This window comes from Photobacterium pectinilyticum, assembly GCF_024357955.1.
Lineage (GTDB): Bacteria > Pseudomonadota > Gammaproteobacteria > Enterobacterales > Vibrionaceae > Photobacterium > Photobacterium pectinilyticum.
In genome coordinates, this window is sequence record NZ_JANEYT010000022.1 from 44,834 (window position 1) to 65,256 (window position 20,423).

Here is a 20,423-nt window from a genome sequence, read left to right on the forward strand (position 1 = left end):
AAAAATAGACACAAATCGCTTCTTTGTGGCGGATGGAAGCGACATACATCAATGTCAAAGGTCAGTGGAAATATTACTACCGAGCCGTTGATAAGTACGGCAAGGTCATTGATTTTTTACTTTGCGCTCACCGTTATGAGAAAGCTGCTCGCGCCTTTTTCATTAAGGCAATAGGCCATAACGGATTACCTGAAAAGGTGGTGCTCGATAAGAGTGGTGCCAATGCGTTAGCGCTGCATAATATTAACGTCCAACTCTGGCTTATGGGGAGGGTGCTCTACTTGATTGAAGTGCTTCAAGTTAAGTATTTAAACTACCTAGTCGAACAAAGCCACCGGAAAGTGAAGGTAAGATGCATCAGTGTCTGGGATGGAAATCTGATGAAGGCGCTAAAGCCACACTCGCTGGCATAGAGCTGTGGTCGATGATTAAAAATGGACAGTTCAATAACCCTGTTGTCTGTGATTCTAATACTTCAAGGTGTTTGATTGAACATATAAATGAAAGGAAAGCACCCACCTGGTAAGTCCTTCGGCTCGCCATTCGGGACAAACCCCAGTTTCTGATAAAAGTTAACGGCGTATTCTGAAGCGTTAAGGTGAACGGCTTGTTTGGGCGAGCGTTCTTTGCAAACCTCGAGCGCTTTGGTTATCAACTGGCGAGCAATGCCTTGATGGTGAAACCGAGGGTCTACAAATAAATTGGATAGGTTCCAATATTCCTTAACCAGAATGGTACCGACGATGTTGCCGTCAATGCGATAGACATAATGCACGGAGCTGTCTGGGTAACGTCGCCACCACAGCACGCTGTCGGCACAGCTGGCAATAATCCCATCTTGGATATCAGCTGGCTCATCAATACAGGTCCTAATTGCTAGCCCTATAACCGCAATAATGTCAGCGGTATCCCTAAACGTCGCTTGTTGGATCACTTTATTGCTTCCTTGTCCTTGCTCGCGTTAAGTTTTATATCTTAGCGTGTTATCTGTATTTTTCTGTCTAACAATGGTAATAATTTACAATGTTTGGCGAAGAATCACGGATAGGCACACCATGAAAACCATTGGCTTGCTAGGCGGTATGAGCTGGGAATCAACAGCAAGTTATTACAAGGCAATTAATGAAGGGGTTAAGCACGAGCTCGGAGGTCTACATTCGGCCAAAATCGCTCTTTACAGTGTAAACTTCGACGAAATTGAGAAGCTGCAGCATGCCGGTGACTGGACTGCAACCGCAAATATCTTGTCACAAGCAGCCAAATCGGTGGAAGTTGCTGGTGCAGATTTTCTATTGATTTGTACTAATACCATGCACAAAGTCGCTAAAGATATTGAGCAGGCTGTGTCAATCCCCTTGCTGCACATTGCCGATGCAACAGCACAACAACTTAAATCCGACGGCATCAAAAAAGTGGGGCTATTGGGAACGCGTTTTACCATAGAGCAAGACTTTTATATCAGCCGTTTAACTGAGCAGTTTGGTATTGAGGTAGTGGTGCCAGATTTACCTGATAGGGACATTATTCATCGGGTTATTTATGACGAGCTTTGTAAAGGCGTACTCAAAGAAGAGTCACGGGCAGAATATGTTCGAATTACCGAAAAACTGGCTGAACAAGGCGCTGAAGCCGTAATTCTAGGTTGTACGGAAATTGCGTTGTTGATTTCGCCCAAAGATACCGATGTTCCGCTTTATGATACGGCAAGCATCCATGCGGAGGCGGCGGTTAAGCTGGCTTTGACTGTATAGTATATCCGTCATGTGTTGTTGGAAGATAGGGCACCAATAGGGCCCTATGATCTTGAATAATAGTCTTTATATTAGACGATATTGATCTTGGCAACGCGCCGCTTACCCACTTGGTAAATACTTTCGCCTACCGGAAGCTCAAATGAAGTCTCCTCAACCTTGATCCCATCAATTTTGACGGCGCCTTGCTTGATCAAACGAATCGCCTCAGAAGTCGATGCGGTTAGTTCAGCTTGTTTAAGTACCTGACTGATGGTTAACCCGTGTTGCATTTCAATAGTCTCTAGATTATCTGGCAGGACCTTTGCCGCGAAACGTTGGTTGAACATCGACTCGGCGCTATTGGCCGCTTCATCAGAATGGAAGCGGGCGACGATCTCTTTGGCCAGCAGCACCTTGATCTCTTTAGGGTTACGTCCCGTGTTGATATCCCGCTTAAACTGTTCAATGTCATCCATGCTGCGAAACGATAATAGCTCAAAGTAGTTCCACATCAACTCGTCAGAAATCGACATCAGCTTGCCGAACATTTCCTCAGAAGATTCAGTGATACCAATGTAGTTTGCCGCTGATTTTGACATTTTCTTGCTGCCATCGAGGCCAACCAGCAATGGCATGGTGATCACTACCTGTGGCTCCATGTTGTGTTGCTTTTGTAACTCTCGGCCCATTAGCAGGTTGAAGGTCTGATCCGTACCACCCAATTCAATATCGGCTTTTAGTTCAACAGAATCGTAGCCCTGAAGCAGCGGGTAGATGAATTCATGGATGCCAATCGATTGTTGCTCGGCGAAACGCTTTTTGAAATCCTCTCGTTCAAGCATTCTGGCCACTGTCTGGCTGGCGGTGAGTTTTAACATGCCCTCGGCACCCAGTTGAGATAGCCAATGGGAGTTAAAGACGATCTCGGTTTTGCTAGGGTCGAGGATCTTGAATACTTGCTGCTGGTAGGTCTCGGCATTGGCGAGAACCTGCTCTGTCGTTAGTGGTGGACGCGTGGTGTTCTTTCCGCTTGGATCACCGATTTTACCGGTAAAGTCGCCGATCAAGAAGACAACTTTATGACCCAAGTCTTGAAACTGTCGTAATTTATTAAGAATAACTGTGTGACCAAGGTGAATATCCGGCGCCGTAGGATCAGCACCAAGTTTGACCACGAGCGGTCGGTCTTTTTTTAATTTATCAATCAAAGCTGATTCTGGGGTAACTTGCTCTGTTCCTCGGTGAATGAGAGCAAGGGCTTGGTCAATATTCATAGTCGCTCCGTTAGTCGTTAAGTTCAGAGCTTATCTATCATTTATTCTGATACTCTGATTGTTGAGATGGTGTCAATTCGTAGCTCGGTGTACTAACATTCCGCCGCGCTAATTGATGCCTCAGCGTATCAAAGAATGTTTCAGGTGAAAGTTAGCAGCTATCACAATGTGTGATAGCTTGTTTGTGGTTAATGATTTGGAAGTGAGCAATCCGTTATGTACAGCTTTGAGCAATTGAAAATGTTTGTCGCCGTTTGTGAGTGTGGGTCATTTTCGGCTGCTGCAAGAAAGTATAAACGGGCACAGTCAGGGGTCAGCCAATCGGTGTCGAATTTGGAAATCGCGTTGAATCAAACCTTGTTTGACCGTTCGAGCAATATGCCGAGATTAACAGCCCAAGGTGAGGCGCTGTTACCCATTGCTCGCTCAATTCTGTTACAGCAGCAACGTCTGGACCAAAAGGTAATGGCTCTGGATGCCGATGAAGAGCATGAGTTGGTGATTGCGATTGAGGAAAGCCTGCTTGAACCTGAATTACTTAGCCAAATTGTCGCTATTGGCGAGCAGCATCCGATGACCAATATTGAGTTAATCTCGGCATCAACTTTCGATATCAAAACAATGGTCAGTGAGGGAAGGGCGCATGTAGGCGTGGTGTATTCCGATGGAAAAATGCTGGAAGATACCGAGTTTGCAACGGTAGGGTATAACCGCTTTTTGACATTGGCTGCGCCTCAGCATCCGCTTGCTGACAAGGTAGCACTTAAAGATAGTGATTTGCGCAATTACCGACAAGTTGTGCAGCGTTCGTCCAGTGGTAAGGAGTTGTGGTTTAGTTATGCCATCAGTACTCAGGTATGGTACGCCAACAATCATCAGCTTTTACTGGAACTGGCTGCTCAAGGGCTTGGCTGGGTGATCGTTCCTGAACGTTTGGCTGCACCTTATGTTGAACAAGGTAAATTGAATATATTGGATCTCGCTTTCGAACCGGATGGTTGGCTGACAACGGTTGATGTGATCCAAACCCGCCGTCATACCGAGGGCCCAGTGCGCCAAGCTTTACTGCATATTTTAGAAAAGGCTCTCGCTTCCAAACAGAGGCTGTAATTTTCGGCGCTATAAATCTAAGCTACCTCACTGTTTTTGCTATAGTTCAAATGTACGGGTTTGAACTTACTCAGCGTTAGCAAGGAGGCTGGCATGAAACGAATTATTGGACTGATATTCACTCACATTATTGCGGTAGGGATTGGCTTTGCACTTGGCATTTATGCCCTGCCGATATTGATAGCGCCAGATGCACCACCTGTATCAACCATTCAATCGGTCGAGGCGAAAGCGCAGTTTACTGCAACGTTTGATAAAGAGCGCCAAGACAGTGATTTCCTGCATTGGGGAGAAGGAAAAGTTGCACTGGCTGCAGATAGCATCAGCTTTATCGGCGAGCTAGCGCCGGGACCTGATTATAAGCTCTACCTATCACCTGAATTTGTTGAAACAGAAGCTGATTTCAATCGCCTTAAATCGTCTATGGTGAGGATTGGCGATATTAAAACGTTCGATCAGTTTATGTTGCCGCTGGACGAAAGCGTTGAGATAGCCCAATACAATACGGTAATTGTGTGGTGTGAAACCTTCGGTCAATTTATTACCTCAGCTCAGTATCAGTGATGTTATCTCCTTAAAGGAATGCCAAATGGTCTCTTGTCATCAAACTGATTATGTTGAAATTGCTTGTATGTATCGCTATCCCGTCAAGCTGACCTTGAAGTCAGGGCAAGAGGTGTTTGGAACTGCACTTGATACCAAGTGGAATGCAAGCAAAGAAGAGTGTATTGAGATCCAAACAGGTGACACTATTGAGTTGGTGTTGCTAGAAGTGGTCTCCAAGCTCGAAGTTCAAATAGATAATCCGCACTTCAGTCATATCGACTTTGATTGAACGATTTCTCCACTTTCTAAAAATATATATCAATGGTTTACACTCGCCATCAAACAGCCCTATTGATGCGTTAACCGCCCGTTTAGCTAATGACGGGTATAACTTGGTGGTGGTCCAAGACGTACTGGTGATGGTTACTATGAAAGCATTGTCTTAGGCCCAAAAGGTAACTTTAGCGCCAGCGAGCGTTTACAACCCAAAGTTGAGGAAGATATGACAGAAGTAAAAGCGGTATTGTTTGATATGGATGGCCTGATCTTTGATACCGAAGGTTTGTACAAGACCTGTTGGCAATATGCAGCTGAAGAGCAAGGATTAGACTTAACGGATGAAGACTATCAGTGCTTTATTGGGGTTCAGGATGTCGAGTGTGAGCGTCGCATTACCGTTAAGTTTGGTGAGGCGTTGGATCTTGAGCGTTTTTGCCAAGTCAGGGATGCGATGTTTCATGCCGAGCAAGATAAAGGGATCCCATTCATGCCGGGGTTCAGCGAGTTGTTTGCAGATATTAAACGAAAAGGGCTGAAATGTGCGCTTGTAACTTCATCCCCACGTAAGAAAGTGGCACACCACTTTGCCGGCACCGATTATCTCTCGCAATTTGACGTTGTTGTCACGGCTGAAGATGTGAAAAACGGTAAGCCAGCACCCGATTGCTACCTGATGGCTAGCGCCCAACTGGATATCGCTCCTGTCAATTGTTTAGTTTTGGAAGACTCAAACAATGGTATGCGCTCTGGGCTAGATGCGGGCTGCCAAGCGATTATGATCCCTGATTTGTTAGTGCCTGCGAGCGATGTTGTGTCAAGAGCAGCATTAATTGGTGAGTCATTGCTGGAAGTTAAGTCATACCTCTAAATTTCAGCGAATCGCTAATTGGCTATTCTGTGATCTAAAAGCATGTCATTGCTATAGCCTCTGGCACTATACTTGAGTGGAAACAGAGGTTTAATGGACACAGATAACGAGCGGGGATTGCATGCGACAAATAGGTGATGACATTTGGGTTCATGAAGACTCAAGGAAAATGCTGGGGACAAAGCTTGGGCTGAGGATGACGGTTGTCCGGTTACAGGATGGTCGCCTGTGGGTACATTCACCGACAGCCATGTCATCCTCTCTGCAGCAAGCGATCAATGAGCTAGGTCCTGTTAGTTATCTGGTTGCAGCCAATAACCATCACAGTCGATGGCTTCAAGATTGGATCGATGCTTATCCTGATGCTGAGGTGTATGTCAGTGCCGGTATTCCCCGCAAAGTACCGCTATCGAGTTATCATATTTTGCAGCGAGGAATGGAGAATGTTTGGCAAGGTGATTTGGAATGGTACACCATGCCGTCAGTACCTTTGTTTAATGAAACAGTTTTCTATCATCGCCACTCTAGTTCGTTGATTGTGACGGACTTGGTGCAAAACTACCCTGAAAACCCGAATAAAGCGGGTTTTGCAGGAGCGATGGCCAAGTACGTCTTCGAACCGATTGGTTTCAAAGGGTGTTGCGTCGCACCGCCGTTGAAAATGGGGTTCACACTAAAAGATAAACCGGCTTTTAATCGATTCCTCCAAAGTGTGCAAGAGTGGGACTTCGACAAGATTATCGTGACACACGGAAACATTATTGAAGATGATGCTAAAGCTAAATTTGCTTTATTATCCTCACGGTTTGCTTGATATCTTGTGGTGAAAGTAGAGTATTTAAGCGGCCTGCTGGGATAGTGAGCGCTTGGCGATTTGAGTGATATTTTTGCTTTACACCTAATATCGAACTGCGTATTATTCGCCGCACAAAGGAGAGATGGCTGAGTGGTTGAAAGCACCGGTCTTGAAAACCGGCATACGTTTGTAGCGTATCTAGGGTTCAAATCCCTATCTCTCCGCCAAATTTAGAAAGCCAGCTTAATTGCTGGCTTTTTTATATGACTAGTGAATAGTTACAAGCTTTCAATCGCACTTTGAATCGCAGGGCCAATCTGGCGCTTGCGTGAAGTGACACCTTCCAGCGTTAGCATATCGCCCTCTACGTCAGTATTGAAAGCGGCTTTAATGACGGTAAAGTCGTTGTTATCCACCCACAGTAAGTTGGCTTTTTTATCTTTGGTGTCGGTGATAGAGAAGAACAAGTGGTCAAGTTCATTGGCTTGCTTGTGCGCTTTCATTGCTGCCAGCAAGTCTTCCTTACGGTCAATCAACTGTTGGGCGGTCAGCGTTTCTGCCACACCAATACCTACTTTCTTGCCGCCATATTCAAAGTTTTTGTAGTCCATGGTCAAAATGGTGTCAGCAGAAAGGTGGCTAAGATCAGATTTGGCAATTAGCATCTGCTGGCCGAAGTCTTCTATATCGCTGATACCAGCAATGGCTGCGAGCTTTTCAGCATAGTGATGATCATAGTCTGTAGTGGTCGATGATTGGAAAACCACGGTATCAGACAGGATGGCACCTAGACCGGCACAAGCCAGGTGTTTGGGTAAGGTAACATCAAGCTTCTCGGCATTGTCTGCCAAAATCGTTGCTGCTGAGCCCCAGCCACGGATATCCATCGCAACAAGTTGTGGTGTGTTGATAGGCGAACCGCCAATGGCGTGGTGATCAATCACAGCAACAATAGAGCCTTGATCAATGGTTGGGGCTAATTGAGTTACTTGGTTAAAGTCGACAAGACCTACCTGGAAATCGGCATAATTAGACTCGATGCGTGGCGCTTCAGCGTTACAGTAATTGAGTACAAACTCTGACTCAGGGTTAATTTTCTCAGGTACGGTAGCAGTGCCACCATAGATATGGGCCGCTAGCATGGCTGAAACGACGGTGTCGGTATCAGGGCTGAGGTGTCCAGTCCAGACCAAATTATCTGTACTGTTGTTGGCCGGTTGTTGCAAGTCGAAAGCGTAGCTAGTTGAACTGACTGAAACGAGAATGGCTGCAACGAGAGGTGAGAGCTTCACGGTAATGTCCCTATCTATTTCCTAAAAGTGAAAGCAAAAGCTACCCTTGTTTGTTTGCAGAAATATTTCAATACGTTAGAACGACGTAACTAATACCAATCTGGATAAGTCGTTGATCAAGTATTTGCACTGGAAAAATCGTTGTTATCAAGGCAGATATTGCAGTAACTAGTGGCTCTAATTACAAAATATCTAACGCAGAGAACAGCGGTTTTAACCAGCAAGACTGATCAAGTATTTATGTAGGTTGGTATAAATGACTAGAATTGCACTTCTACTTCCATTCCTTCTATCCAATATTTTTGCTCAAGTGCTCCTTCGAAATGTAGGGTGACTTTTAAGTAAGCTGGCTGCCCCTCAAACGGGCGCTGAAGCTCCTGCGGTAATTTATTAACGATTTCGACCGGTTTGCTTACTGTGGCACTCATTTTTTTGCCATCAGGAAAGGTGATTGTTGCATTGGTATCTATGTCGCTGTATTTCAGGTACTTGGGGTTGAGGAAGGCGATAATATCTGGGGTAGTGTTTCGTGCCACCGTGATCAGTGGCGTATCGGCTGTAACCCTCTCGCCTTCCAGTACGTGGATATCGATGACTCGACCATTAATGGGGCTACGAATGGTGAGGTTATCTTGCTGGGCGCGTTTGACGATCAACTCCTGCATCAACGCCCGATCGGCTTGGCTTACAGGGCCTGCCAATGCTATTTCATTTAAATGGCGTTGAGCCTCAATATAGGCCAATTTTTGGTTATTTAGCTGATTGTTGAGTGAGCTGCTGATATTGATTATTGCAGCGTAGTCAACTTCAGAGACATGGCCTTTTGCTCTAAAGGTGTCGTAGTTTCGCTGAATTTGTTGGAATTTTTGCAAGTTTTGCTCTGATTGTGCAATAGCAGCCTGATAGAGCTTGTCTATTTTTGGGGTGGGTGGGGAGAGTTTAAGTAACTCTTGTTCAATAAAACGGGTTTCTTCATCAAGCGCCGGATCAGATAGCAAAATGATAGCTTGGCCTTTAGTAACCCTATTGCCAACCACTGTCGGTAGTGGCGCGACGAGACTACTTTCAGCAGAGGTGATAGTGACGGGGTATGACGTAATAATTGCTGGAGCGATAACCAATACTTGGGTGCGGAACAGATAATACCCCATGATGAGCAGTGGGCTGATCACCAAGGCAAGGATCAGATACCAACGTAGTTTATAGCCGCTACGTTTGGCCTGCCCGTAGACGACTTTAACGCCACCTTCTGATTGCGGTTTTTGTTGCTTGTCGAGGTGAAATTTAACCTTCATCGTTTAGAACTTTTTCCCCCGTTTTAGTACCCACCAAGGCGCCATACTGGACTCTTCATGGCTGCGTCGGACCACTTCATTGATCATGGCAAAAGCGGTCAGAAGGCGCATCAGGAATTGATAAATAGGATAGAGAGGTAACCATAAAGCTGCTCTCCAATCGCTTCTTCGTTCAGAAATTAAACCGTAATACACAATAAAGAACAGCAATGAAAAGAAGAAGTAGACGAAGTACAAAAGCATGCAAAGTGCCAGTACAAAAGCCAATGGATAGCTAATAACGATATATACTGTATATCCAGCAACAATGATGGGGAGTAATACGTTTTGTATGACACCGTATGCCAAGGTGAAAATAAAGTTCCCCCAGCCCAGTAAAGATGGTGATAGCCCATCACGATGCTTGCGCAGAAAAAGAAACAGAAGGTCCCCGTCCCACCTTAGGCGCTGCATAATCAACCCTTTCAAGGTGTCTGGTACATCGGTATGGCCAACCGCATGGGGCGTGAAATCCAGCTTATAGGTGGGGTAGCGCACCTTATATTGTTTTAGGCGCACGGTCAGATCGAGATCTTCGGCTGTGTGGGTGTCCCACCCTCCAACCTGCTTCAGTAAGTGGGTTCTAAATGTACCAAAAGCACCGGAAATGTTATTTAACACCCCCCAGTTTGCCATTCCTGTTTTCCCTGCCTGCATTGATAGCATATATTCCAATGATTGCATCCGAGTAAGGAGATTTGCGGTGTGGTTTCGTACTCGCAAAGCGCCACCGCAGGCTAGTGTTTGAGGAGATGAAAACACTCGAGCCATGTTATACGCCATGTCGTTATCAAATGAGGTATCACCATCAACGTTGATCACAAGTTGGCCTTTTGCCATCGCTAGGCCTGCGTTGAGGGTGGAGACTCGCCCACCGCGTTGCCATTTAGGGATAACGGAAATTTGTCGGTTATTTCTTTTGATATGATGTTGTTTACTTCGAATAGCGGCAAGATAGGTATCATGATTTTGGCTTGCTCCATCAACCACAGCCAATATCTCAATGTGTCCCGGATAGATTTGCTCGACTAAGGTATCGATAGTGATTTGAATGGCATCTCCTTCACCATAGCAGGTAATAATGAAACTGATGCTGGGGAAGTGTGAAGGGGCAGGTGGTGGTTGCTGGAAAGCCCAACGGAAAATACCCGTGATGACTAATAGGTAGAGTGGTAATTCAACGATGAGTAACATTGGAAAGAGCAGAAGCCATACTTCATGATTATTTTGCAAGACGAGAAATAAATACTCTAAGACATTCAAACTATCTGGCAGCATAGATATTACCTATGGTTTCAGCCAGCCATACCTTAACGCCTTCGTTGATGGTTGGGTCTGGTATTTTTACCGCAGAGACATGTAATACGAATTGTTCTTCTTCGATCAGGCTGCTGAGCTGTTCTATTTTCTTTTGCAGTACGGAGATGCTGGTCATTTTCGTTTTGGGCATGAGTACCAGTAGGACATCTTGTTTGTATTGACAGCAGATATCGGTATCGCGAAATAGGCCGTTAAGCCGGACTGTGATTTGATCGAGTAAGGCAAACATTTTGCTATCACCATACAGGCTGCTGTACTCCTCTAGCCTAGGCAGGTACATGCTTAGCAGTAGGTGCTCTTCATCGTGTCTCAGTGCGACCTTGTTGAGCCACAGTAAGATGTTTTCAAAATAGCCGGCATCGACTTTTCCTTTGATGGATAACTCTGGTGCTTGTAATACTTTTCCATGCTGGTAAACATACTCTCCGAGCTGCCCCAGTTTAAGCTGGTGAATTTTTTGGACAATAAGCTCTGCCGTTTCAGTTTGCGTTTCACAATTCAAACAGTTGCTTATTGTTTCTGGTTCAACAAACAAATGGAAGCAGGAGCGACATATGTGTGTTTCTAATGGCCGATCGTAGTCCACACCAATATGCCGTAGCTGGGTTAAACAATTAGGGCATTCTAGTTTCCCTTTGCGCAGGAAGCTTTGTTGGTCGCCAACGTGTCCACAAGTAAAGCAGTGCAATGAGGTTTGTACGTCGATATCGATGCTTTTGCAGTTTGGACATACTTCTACGTAGTTGAGGTGCCCGCTATTGCATTGTTTACAAACCCGAATACGGTCAACCAGTTTTTCTGGTTCAAGCATTTCTCGGTTTACTTCGGAAAGCACATAACGGTAGGTTGAGTAAAGTTCTGGGTATAAGGCTTCGATAATAGGGTATTGGTAGATGCCCAAATAATTGAGTTGTTTAAAAGGTGTCACTCGTCGTGTGCGTTGAATGCCCAACCAACCTGTGAGCGGATCAATTTGCTCGATGTTAGAGAGTTTGTTGAGTCTGTGGTTAATTTCAAGCCAATAGTTATAGGCTGTCTGTTCATTGAAAACACCATCGCAGAGACAGTCAGAATAGTGGTTGGTGTGGGTGACATACATTGCCCAAGACCATACTTTTTGATGAGAGAATATAGAGACCAACATATGGCTCTGTTCTTCGGGATCATCTAGATTGACGCACAATATACCTCCCCAGATGTCGGGCAGGTCATCTACGCAGTGAACTTGTTTTACATTTTTGAAGTGAACGGCCTTTGGTGGATCTCGACCGAGCCAATATAAATTGTTATCAATGGGGTACATGCTATTCGCCCCCACTCTTAAGTTTGTTCAAGACCGCTTCTTTATCCCCATCGGCAATCACATGTCCTTGCTCCAGCACAATTAGCCGGTCAATACATTCCAGCATGCTGGTTTTGTGGGTAAACAAAATCAGAGTATGTTGGTCATTTAATGACTTTAGGGTTTGCTTGAGATGTTGCTCCGAGCGGTTGTCCATCTGGCTGGTGGGCTCATCGAAGATAAGTAGCTTGGGTTGGTTGAGCAGTGCACGGGCAATGGTGATCGTTTGTTTTTGCCCACCTGATAAGTATTGCCCTCCTTCCCCTACTTGGCGGTTAAGCCCTGAGGCCTCCTGTTGGGTAAACAGGTGGACACCGGCTTGGTGGCAGGCGAGGTTAATTTCATCGTCGCTAGCCTGTGGCGAACCGAGAGTTATGTTGTCGCGAATAGAACCGAAAAACAAGGCATTGTCTTGAGGAACACAGCCGATTTGCTGGCGCAGCGTATGGGGGTGATATTGATTGATATTGGTGTTATCAAAGCGGATGGATCCCGAGCTAGGTTGATATAATCCCATTAATAGGCGTAGGAGCGTGGTTTTCCCCGAGCCTATTTTTCCGATAATCGCCACTTTTTCCCCAGGCTTGATGGTGAGGGAGACGGACTTCAGTGCAGCCGTCTCGGCATTTGGGTAACTGAACGTGAGGTTGTCACACGTGATATTGCCACTTAAAGGCTGGGTATTATCTGTTTGCTGGCTTGGCCGAGTCTCATCTGGCATCGCCATAATATCACTCAAGATAGCAATGGCTGATTTGGCCTGGTGGTAGCGGGTGGACAATTGTGACAACTGGATCATTGGCCCGATAGCTCGGCTAGTCAACATGGAGACGGCGATCAAGCCACCGACCGTCAACTGTCCTGCCGCAATCAAGTAAACACCGAAGATAATCACCCCCACCGATACGCACTGTTGGGTCAGTCCAGCAAGATTATGTACCGAGTCGGTTAGGCGGCGTGATTTAACACCCCAGTTGGCCATATGGGCGACGGCTTGCTCCCAACGGTGCTGATATTGAGGCTGGCTGTTGAACAGTTTGACGGTCTCAAGTCCTGCGACACTTTCGACCAAGTTAGCGTGTTTTTGTGCCGCGAGTTGTGAGCCTTCCTCAATCGCTTTTCGCAGTGGTCGTTGTATCAGTAAGCTGTAGAGTATTAGCAGGGTTATGGCTATGAGTGGAATGGTGACCAGTGGGCCAGCAATGGTGTAGATCACCAATAAAAACAGCAGTGCAAAGGGGAGATCAATCAAGGAAGCGATGGTGGCGGAGGTAAAGAACTCCCTGACCGACTCAAACTCCTGCAAGTGGCGGGTGAATGCGCCTACAGACGGCGGTCGTGCGGCGAGCTTCAGCCCCATGACCTTGCGGTAAATATCAGCAGACAGCAGGACGTCTGATTTCTTGCTGGCGATATCGATAAAATAGCTGCGCAGGTATTTCAGCACCACGTCAAAGCCAAAAATAATGACCATACCGCTGGTGAGCACCCACAAGGTATCAAAAGCCTGATTGGGAACGACTTTGTCGTAAATCAGCCGCGTAAAAAGCGGAATGGCCAACGCAAAGATGTTGAGTAAGGCTGAGGCGATAAGTACGTCACGGTACAGGGATTTAGATTGCCACAGTGTTTGCCAGAACCATGCTTGGCTAGCACCCGATACACTGCGGGGGGGGATTGGACCTGAAGTTTGGCTGGGGTTCGCACTGGCCGACGTTGCCGCTTGCTGGCTTCGGGCGTCGAATTGAAACGGGAGTTTTAGTAAAAACACTCGGTTAAGAAATTGTTGCTCTAGTTCATCAAAACTGACCCAGGTTTTATCCGCTTCGGTGCTTTCAGCGACTGTCGTTTCAGTCTCAGTAGCGCTAGCATCTTTCATCAAATTGCAGGGAAGGGCAATTTCAGCCCGTTGCTTTTCCTGATCGATATCGAGCAACACACAGGCCTGATTGCTGTCGAGCAGGGCTATTACCGGTAATAGAAGCGGCGAGAGTTGGGGCAGGCTAAGGGGCGCTTCTTCAGCTTGAAAACCTGCATTGTGGGCCGCTCTTGGTAGTAAGTGTGGTGAAAGCAGACCGTCTTGCAACGGCAGTCCCTCCAACAGGCTTTTCACTGAGCGTGGGTGGCCGTAATGTTGGCAGAGGTAGTGTAAGGCATTAAGAAGCGGATCAGCCATGGTTTACCTCCTTCTGATTGGTAATGTAGTGCCCTTGGAAACCCATAATTCCCAACGTTTTTAGTGCCTGATATTGAGGTTGATGCTCCACCCGGGTGGCAATGGTTTTGATAGAGCGGTGATGGGCTGTTTGGAGCAGCGCGCGGAGTGCATCTTGCTGGATATCATCGGTTGGCTGGCGGGTAAAATCGGTGTCGATTTTGACGTACAGGGGCTGGAATTGGCGTAAATAGCCCACTGAGTCGAAATGGTGGCCAAAATGATCAATACCATAAGTAAAACAGTGTTTGTCGAGAACCATGCACAGCAATCGAGTTTGTGCATTGTTGTCGATAAAGGCGATCTCTGGTAGTTCGAAGATCAGCTGCTGGCTGACGACCGGGTGTTCGGCCAAGAAGCTATCTAGCCATTGGATGAATTCAGTATCGGCGATCGAGGTTGGGGCGATATTGATCGCCAGAAAAGTCTGGTGCAATGACAGATAGTGAACGGCTTTTTGGATAATATGGCGATCCAATTTTGCCGTCTGCTTCAGGGCATTCAGTGCTGGAATAAACAGGTGAGCTGAATAGCAATGCTCATGGTGCTTGAGTACTGCGAACACTTCTTGGTGAACTGGGTGTTGCAGGTTGTCTCTGACCATTTGAAAGGACAAGGTAATATTGTCATTTTCAATCGCGGACAGGCATAGATCTAGCCATTGTTGCTTTCCCCACAGTAGATGTTCGGGTTGATGCATTTGTTGCTGCTGTTCTGCATCAGGCAGGAGAGCACCTTTGTGCAACTGACCATTTTGATGGTGAATAACCGCAAACCGATAGGGGTTGTGTTGGGCTTTGGACAGTACGTTATCACACTGTGCCAATAGAGCGGATACATTCAATGAACTTTGGACGTGTTTGATAATAACGCCGCCATAGACGGGGTGGCGGCCGTCAGGAGAGCAACCGGCTTGGATGTGGTTAAGCTGATCAAGTAGATTCCGCATTGCGCTGCTGCTTTGATCCTGGTCGATAGGGGCCGCATTTTCTGTCTGAATAATAATAAATTCACTGTGGCTCAACCGCCCCAGCCTTTCTGATTCTGAAGCCGAACTTTTTAAGTGGTGGCCCACTTTTTCGGCTAACTGGGCTGCCCGTTGGTACTCTTTTTTCCCCCTTAACCAGCTGATTGCTTCCAATTTAACAATGACAATAGCGCCAGTAGTCTCTTGTTCCAGCCAATCTTCCATGTGCAGCAGCAGTCGCCTTCGATTATTGAGTCCGGACTCTGGATCTTGATAGGCTCTTTTTCGTAGCAGGTCGGCTTCCTGGGCTTGCTGATTGAAGTGCTGTTCTATTTTGGCCGACATTTGGTTGAAAGCATGGGCTAAAGGAACGAACTCCTTGGTTGATGGCGTTGGCAGTGGCTGACCAAAATGTTTGTCAGCAATGGCATGGGCTTTTTGCTGAAATTGACTCAGAGGCTTTTTGACCAAATGATCAAGCAAGAGCTTCAATGTCAATACACCAACAACAAAGCCGATGATGAAGGTTGTCAGTAGCTGCCAGCTGCTTTGCCAAAGTTTGCTATAGGCCAACGCCGGAGAACTGGTTACCGTGATTTTTCCATACTGTAGCCAGCCACTCGTCAACGTATCCTGACGGGTGACGGGAGAAATATTGACCCAATGTTGAAACCAGTGTGGAGCATCGCTTGGCTGGACAGGGTAGGCCCGTTCAATGAGAGTATTGTTTTCCAGCAGTTGCAGGGAGACTTTTTGATACAGGCTGCCGTCGAACATGGCGTTGATTACCGACTCGATGGCGACAGTATCGTCTTGTTCAACGTAAGGGGAAATAGCCAGGCCGACAGCATGGATAGCGTTGTCTATTTCTATGGTCTGTTGTTCAACCAAGTAATCGTGCGTGGTGGTAAATTGGCTGAAGGCCGTACCTGCCAGCAACAGCAAGAACAACAGGCTTAACCCTAAAAACAATTGGCGATAGAGTGACATATTCATTCATTGCCTCCTATTCGCCATCTAGCCGCAAAACGGGCTTGGCAAACTGATGGTGCAGTACTCGCTGCTGCAAGGACTGCCAGTGTTTGATTCGGCTGGTATCACCGACCAGTTGACCTTGTCCTCGCTGTTTCATCAGCCATAGTTTGTTACCGTTAAAGCTATAGATAGGCTGAAGATCAGGCCGTTGGCTAGCTTGTAAAATGTCTGGGCTGAGGTTGTCGAGCAATAAGGGCACAGCATTGGACGTGGGATAATAAGCCAATACCATGTGGAACTGGTTCAGGGTAAGCGCTTTGACATAAATCAGGCGCAGTTTTTCATCATTCACCCCTAGCTCGCGTAACGACATATACTTGGCAATGCTGAACTCTTCGCAGTCACCTGCTCCGGCTCCCAAGAATTCTAAGGGGGTCGCCCAGTAATCGTCTTTTCCCCAGATCTCGATATCATCGAGAAACTGCATTTGGTTAAGGAAATCATTAACTTGTTTGAGTTGGGTAAGCTCGTCTTGTTGCTTAAGGTTTTTCAACAGCTGCCACCAAGCCGTAACTCTCATTGCCGCTTGTTTGCTGTATGTACGTTCGATGCGTTTCACGATCTCTTTTTCTTCGGCACTCAACGGATCTGAACCGATATGGTATTGCTCGGCAGCGACATCTGACGGGTTAAACCAACCAGTGCTAAGCAATAGCGAGATCAATAGCATCCGAATCTCCTTCGTTGAAAGTGTCATAGACAGCTAGTCGGCGCGTAGCGAAAAAATGGTCCACTCTTCCAAAACGTTCCCCTTTTCTCCCCGTACTCGGGCAGTAACCCGTCGGCTTAATGCGTTCGATTGCTCTTTTGTGCTGGCTGCGACAGGTTCAGTGTCACCAAAACCAAGGGTTTTAATTCGGCTCGGGCTGACACCGTAGTCGATAAGCTGTTGGCGGACCACTTTGGCTCGGCGCTTTGATAAGTCGAGGTTGTATTCAGATGCCCCTACTTGGCTGGCGTAGCCTTTAAGCTCGATCCTTGCCTCTGCGTAAGTCGCCAGAAAGTCAGCCATGCGTTTTATTTGCGATAAAAAGTTATCAGGAATCACGGTGGAATCATTGGCGAACAAGATATGCAGATCATTCGATTCAGACCGCTCAACAAAGCTTGGGCAGCCGTTGTTATCGACAATGGCGGAATATGGGGTGCCTGGACATTTGTCACGGGCGTTGATTACGCCGTCAGCATCATCATCTAATAAGTCCCGTGATTGGTCGGCAATTGGAGGTGCATCGGCTTCTGTTGAGCAGCCTGATAACGTGAGCAATGCAAGCACCCAGGCTAGCGGTAACCACAATAGCGGTTTGGTGCAGAGTTTTATCATGGTTCCCCCTAGCGTACCGATTCCGACCACTGATTAGGTACATCGACCCGCATTTCTTCCAGTAACAGCCCGGTTGAATTCAGTACCCGGTATTTGACTAGGATCCCGGCATAGTGTGCGTCTAGGTATGCCTTTCTCGCCTCAAATAACTCATTTTCAGTATTGAGGACATCCAGCAGGGTACGTTTACCGATCCTGAATTGTTTTTCATAGGCAATAACTGTGCGAGCCGAGGCATCGACATGCTTTTGCAGGTAAAGGATCTGGTTTAATGCTAGCTCCATTCCGCTCCAGGCCAGCCGAGTGCTTTCTTCCAGTAAACGGTATGCACGGTCGCGTACATCTTTCGATTGGTTCAACTGGTAGGCGGCACGGCGACTTTCGGCCAAATCCGAGCCGCCGTTGTACAGGTTGTACTCCATCTTTAGCATGGCCTTGAATTCATCGGTATGGCCCGGTGTTCCATCGATATCCTCTCCCCATTCTTGGGACGCTTCGATAGAGAAGGTGGGATAAAAACCCCCTTTGGCTTGTTTGTATTGGTAATTCGCCGCATCGATATCATTTCGGGCAACGTACAATACAGGGTTTTTATCTTTGGCTTCGCTGATTGCATTTTCAAGTGAGGTAGGAATATAGTTTTGATCAACCTCTGGCTTTTCTAGATTTACTGGGGGGCTGCCGACCTCGCGATAGAACTCGGTGATCTTATCTTGCAGGTTGTTCTCAGCCGCAATGAGGTTGGATCGTGACCGGGCTAGTCGCCCTTCTATCTGGGCTAAGTCGGCGGTGGAGCCAATACCAGAGTCGGTTCGCTTTTTGATGTCGGTAAAGATTCGCTGGTGGACTGCGAAGTTTGTTTGCGACAAAGCCAGTACTTCCTGGGCTTCAAGGGTGTCGAGATAAATTTCAGTGACCCGAAGGGCTTTGTCTTGGGCATCCGCCAGAAGTTGGTAGCGTTGCGCTTCGGCTTCAGCTTTGTTGCGCTGGATATCATGATAGGTAATGGATCCATCCCAAATAAGTTGGCGCAAACTGATGGTGGCATCGAGCGGTTCATAGTCCCCAGTACTGTTGGTTGTGTTGTCGTAGTCCTCGTACCCCGCAGTGGCTTCTAGATCGACAGACGGTAAGTAATCGCCGACAGAAGAGCGGGTAGACTCGTTTCGGCTCATGAACTCATTGTAAGCCCGCTTGATTTCAGGATTGGTCGCCAATGTATCAGCTACCGCCTGCTCTAACGATTGTCCGGTTGCTAAGGGAGCATAAAGTAGACTCGCTATCAGCGTGAGCTTCATCCTGCGTCGACGAAAAGATTGTAAGAATCGTTTATGTAAAAGAATCATAGAAAGCAGCCCCTAAAATAATCACTCTCTGAGTGCCGTTTGCTGTGCTTTCAGCACTGGATTGAGTAAATACTGCAAGACGGTTTTCTCGCCTGTAATAATGTCGGCGACCGCATTCATCCCTGGAATAATGGGCAGTCTATTTCCTGCCGGATCGGTAAATTCCGTTTCATTGGTTCGTATCCGGATTTGATAGTAGCTATGCCCCTCTTCATCAATCTGAGTATCGGCGCTGATATGTTCTAACGTGCCGGTCAAACCGCCATACTGGGTGAACTCATAGGCGGTAAACTTCACCACTGCGGCTAATCCCGGCCTTAGAAAGCCTATATCCTTGGGCGATATCTGCGCCTCCACTAATAAGCTATCTTCGCTGGGGATCACCTCGATGAGATCCATGCCGGGCTGGATAACCCCGCCGAGGGTATTAATATGAATTTTCTGCACCGTACCGTTAACGGGTGAGGTGACAAGGGTGCGCACGACTTTGTCTTGCAAGCCAAGATGGGATTGACTTAACGCATCGAGCTTATCGGACGTTTGGTTGAGTTCAGACTGAGTTTCGGATCGGAAATTAAGGGCAATATCGAGCCGTTTGAATATCGCTTCGCTCAATGCCGCTTTCATCGTCGGGATCTGCAATTCAGTCGATGTCATATCTTTACGGGTTTCATTGACCTGCCGTTGTAGCTTGAGCAACTCAATCTTGGGTACGACTCCCTCATCGGCCAGTGGTTTGGTGATTCGGTATTCTTCATTGGCCAAGTAATAGCTCTGTTTCTGGTTTTTAAGCCTCGCTCGTGCTTCTTCCAGTTCTCGGAGCTTTTGCTGAATTTGCTGGGCCATCAGGGTGAGTTGATTATCTAAACTGGCCAGTTGATCACGGTATTCGTTTTGTTGCCTTTTCACTAAGCCAGCATTTTGCTGGTGAAAGTGATCTGGAAAAGTGAGCTCGGCTGGTGAGATCGTCACGGATTGTCGCCACAACTGACTGGGTGACTTGTCCGGTGGAGATGTTGTGATGCTGTTTAGTAAGGCATTCAAGCGAATACTATCGGCTTTGATGCCAAGTAAATCCTGATTTTTTTCATCAAAATCGGCTTTGAAACGGGTGTCATCGAGCTGGATGAGTGGTTGGCCAACGGTAACCTGTTCTCCTTCTCGCACCAAAATGGCTTCGACAATACCACCTTCGAGGTTTTGGACAATTTGCCGCTGCGAAGACGGAATAACCTTACCTTCGCCACGGGTCACTTGCTCTATCGGGGCATAGGCGGCCCATATTATGGCTGCGACAAAAAACAGTGCGATAAGCCACAGCAACAGGCGTGAGCGGCCAGAGGCCTCAAGCAATGAGGCATAATGAGACTCTCGGACATAGTCGAGATGTTGTGGTTTGATCCGCTGATTTTCATTTGTCATGCCTTCGTACTTAACCTCGTACTGACAGACACGTTAGCCAACCCATATCCATATAGTGGTAACGAAAACAATAATTTACCTGCTCGTTGTTTCTTCGTTCAAATCGGCAGGCGCTGAATCATGAAAGCATAGGGCACGACCAAGCCCCCTGTCGTAACGAGTTTGGGAATTCTAAAACCTGAGAACCGTTTAGGGTTTGTGAAGGTTGACTTCAATACGA

General features: G+C 46.9%; 18 protein-coding genes, 1 tRNA gene and 1 pseudogene. 8 read left to right on the plus strand and 12 right to left on the minus strand.

All coding sequences use genetic code 11. The features are described from left to right. Positions 1-23: 23 nt before the first annotated feature. Positions 24-526, plus strand: a pseudogene (locus tag NHN17_RS11545) (IS6 family transposase); the annotation flags it as partial. Here NHN17_RS11545 and NHN17_RS11550 read toward each other — a convergent pair. Then, the gene (locus tag NHN17_RS11550; RefSeq protein WP_255042672.1) at positions 476-934 is read right to left on the minus strand and encodes a GNAT family N-acetyltransferase; all 459 of its coding nucleotides are present in this window, start codon (positions 932-934) and stop codon (positions 476-478) included. The pseudogene NHN17_RS11545 and the gene NHN17_RS11550 overlap by 51 nt on opposite strands. 121 nt (positions 935-1,055) lie before the next feature. Here NHN17_RS11550 and NHN17_RS11555 point away from each other — a divergent pair, with 121 nt between their 5' ends. Next, on the plus strand, positions 1,056-1,751 hold the full coding sequence (locus NHN17_RS11555; RefSeq protein WP_255042674.1) for an aspartate/glutamate racemase family protein: 696 nt from the start codon (positions 1,056-1,058) through the stop codon (positions 1,749-1,751). A 71-nt stretch (positions 1,752-1,822) separates the two neighbouring features. On the opposite strand, the gene tyrS is transcribed toward NHN17_RS11555, so the two are convergent. Then, entirely contained in the window at positions 1,823-3,007 is a 1,185-nt protein-coding gene (gene tyrS, locus NHN17_RS11560; RefSeq protein ID WP_255042676.1) for a tyrosine--tRNA ligase, read from the minus strand. A gap of 216 nt (positions 3,008-3,223) precedes the next feature. Between tyrS and NHN17_RS11565 the strand changes: the two genes are divergently transcribed. The 6 genes from NHN17_RS11565 to NHN17_RS11590 all read left to right on the plus strand — a co-directional run bounded on the left by NHN17_RS11565 (position 3,224) and on the right by NHN17_RS11590 (position 6,833). Next, positions 3,224-4,117 (plus strand): LysR family transcriptional regulator, encoded by an 894-nt coding sequence (locus NHN17_RS11565; RefSeq protein WP_255042677.1) that lies wholly within the window; start codon positions 3,224-3,226, stop codon positions 4,115-4,117. Between the two features lie 93 nt (positions 4,118-4,210). Further along, on the plus strand, positions 4,211-4,681 hold the full coding sequence (locus NHN17_RS11570; protein WP_255042678.1) for a DM13 domain-containing protein: 471 nt from the start codon (positions 4,211-4,213) through the stop codon (positions 4,679-4,681). A gap of 25 nt (positions 4,682-4,706) precedes the next feature. After that, positions 4,707-4,952 (plus strand): Rho-binding antiterminator, encoded by a 246-nt coding sequence (locus tag NHN17_RS11575; protein WP_255042679.1) that lies wholly within the window; start codon positions 4,707-4,709, stop codon positions 4,950-4,952. A gap of 213 nt (positions 4,953-5,165) precedes the next feature. Continuing rightward, on the plus strand, positions 5,166-5,810 hold the full coding sequence (locus tag NHN17_RS11580) for an HAD family hydrolase (RefSeq protein WP_255042680.1): 645 nt from the start codon (positions 5,166-5,168) through the stop codon (positions 5,808-5,810). Between the two features lie 121 nt (positions 5,811-5,931). Beyond that, positions 5,932-6,624, plus strand: a complete 693-nt coding sequence (locus NHN17_RS11585; RefSeq protein ID WP_255042681.1) for a DUF4336 domain-containing protein — start codon at positions 5,932-5,934, stop codon at positions 6,622-6,624. Between the two features lie 118 nt (positions 6,625-6,742). Beyond that, positions 6,743-6,833: transfer RNA gene (locus NHN17_RS11590), tRNA-Ser, on the plus strand. Between the two features lie 51 nt (positions 6,834-6,884). Here the strand turns inward: NHN17_RS11590 and NHN17_RS11595 are convergent. The 10 genes from NHN17_RS11595 to NHN17_RS11640 form a co-directional block, all read right to left on the minus strand. Continuing rightward, positions 6,885-7,898, minus strand: a complete 1,014-nt coding sequence (locus NHN17_RS11595) for a manganese-dependent inorganic pyrophosphatase (protein WP_255042682.1) — start codon at positions 7,896-7,898, stop codon at positions 6,885-6,887. 260 nt (positions 7,899-8,158) lie between these two features. Next, positions 8,159-9,193 carry an HlyD family secretion protein gene (locus NHN17_RS11600; RefSeq protein WP_255042683.1) on the minus strand — a complete coding sequence of 345 codons (1,035 nt, stop codon included), beginning with the start codon at positions 9,191-9,193 and terminating at the stop codon, positions 8,159-8,161. 3 nt (positions 9,194-9,196) lie between these two features. Further along, complete coding sequence (locus NHN17_RS11605) at positions 9,197-10,510, minus strand: glycosyltransferase family 2 protein (protein WP_255042688.1); 1,314 nt, start codon at positions 10,508-10,510, stop codon at positions 9,197-9,199. Then, positions 10,497-11,855, minus strand: coding sequence for a TackOD1 domain-containing metal-binding protein (locus tag NHN17_RS11610; protein WP_255042691.1), 1,359 nt, complete (start codon positions 11,853-11,855; stop codon positions 10,497-10,499). Before NHN17_RS11610 ends, NHN17_RS11605 begins: the two co-directional genes overlap by 14 nt. A gap of 1 nt (position 11,856) precedes the next feature. Next, entirely contained in the window at positions 11,857-14,070 is a 2,214-nt protein-coding gene (locus tag NHN17_RS11615; RefSeq protein ID WP_255042692.1) for a type I secretion system permease/ATPase, read from the minus strand. Next, positions 14,063-16,072 (minus strand): bifunctional diguanylate cyclase/phosphodiesterase, encoded by a 2,010-nt coding sequence (locus tag NHN17_RS11620; protein WP_255042693.1) that lies wholly within the window; start codon positions 16,070-16,072, stop codon positions 14,063-14,065. The genes NHN17_RS11615 and NHN17_RS11620 overlap by 8 nt, the downstream gene beginning before the upstream one ends. Before the next feature lie 10 nt (positions 16,073-16,082). Then, a complete protein-coding gene (locus tag NHN17_RS11625) occupies positions 16,083-16,781 on the minus strand; it encodes a transglutaminase-like cysteine peptidase (protein ID WP_255042694.1) in 699 nt (232 codons plus the stop codon). Between the two features lie 33 nt (positions 16,782-16,814). After that, positions 16,815-17,435 (minus strand): OmpA family protein, encoded by a 621-nt coding sequence (locus NHN17_RS11630; RefSeq protein WP_255042695.1) that lies wholly within the window; start codon positions 17,433-17,435, stop codon positions 16,815-16,817. Positions 17,436-17,443: 8 nt separating this feature from the next. Further along, the gene (locus NHN17_RS11635; protein WP_255042696.1) at positions 17,444-18,733 is read right to left on the minus strand and encodes a TolC family outer membrane protein; all 1,290 of its coding nucleotides are present in this window, start codon (positions 18,731-18,733) and stop codon (positions 17,444-17,446) included. A gap of 69 nt (positions 18,734-18,802) precedes the next feature. Further along, entirely contained in the window at positions 18,803-20,203 is a 1,401-nt protein-coding gene (locus NHN17_RS11640) for an HlyD family type I secretion periplasmic adaptor subunit (protein WP_255042697.1), read from the minus strand. Between the last annotated feature and the right edge of the window lie 220 nt (positions 20,204-20,423).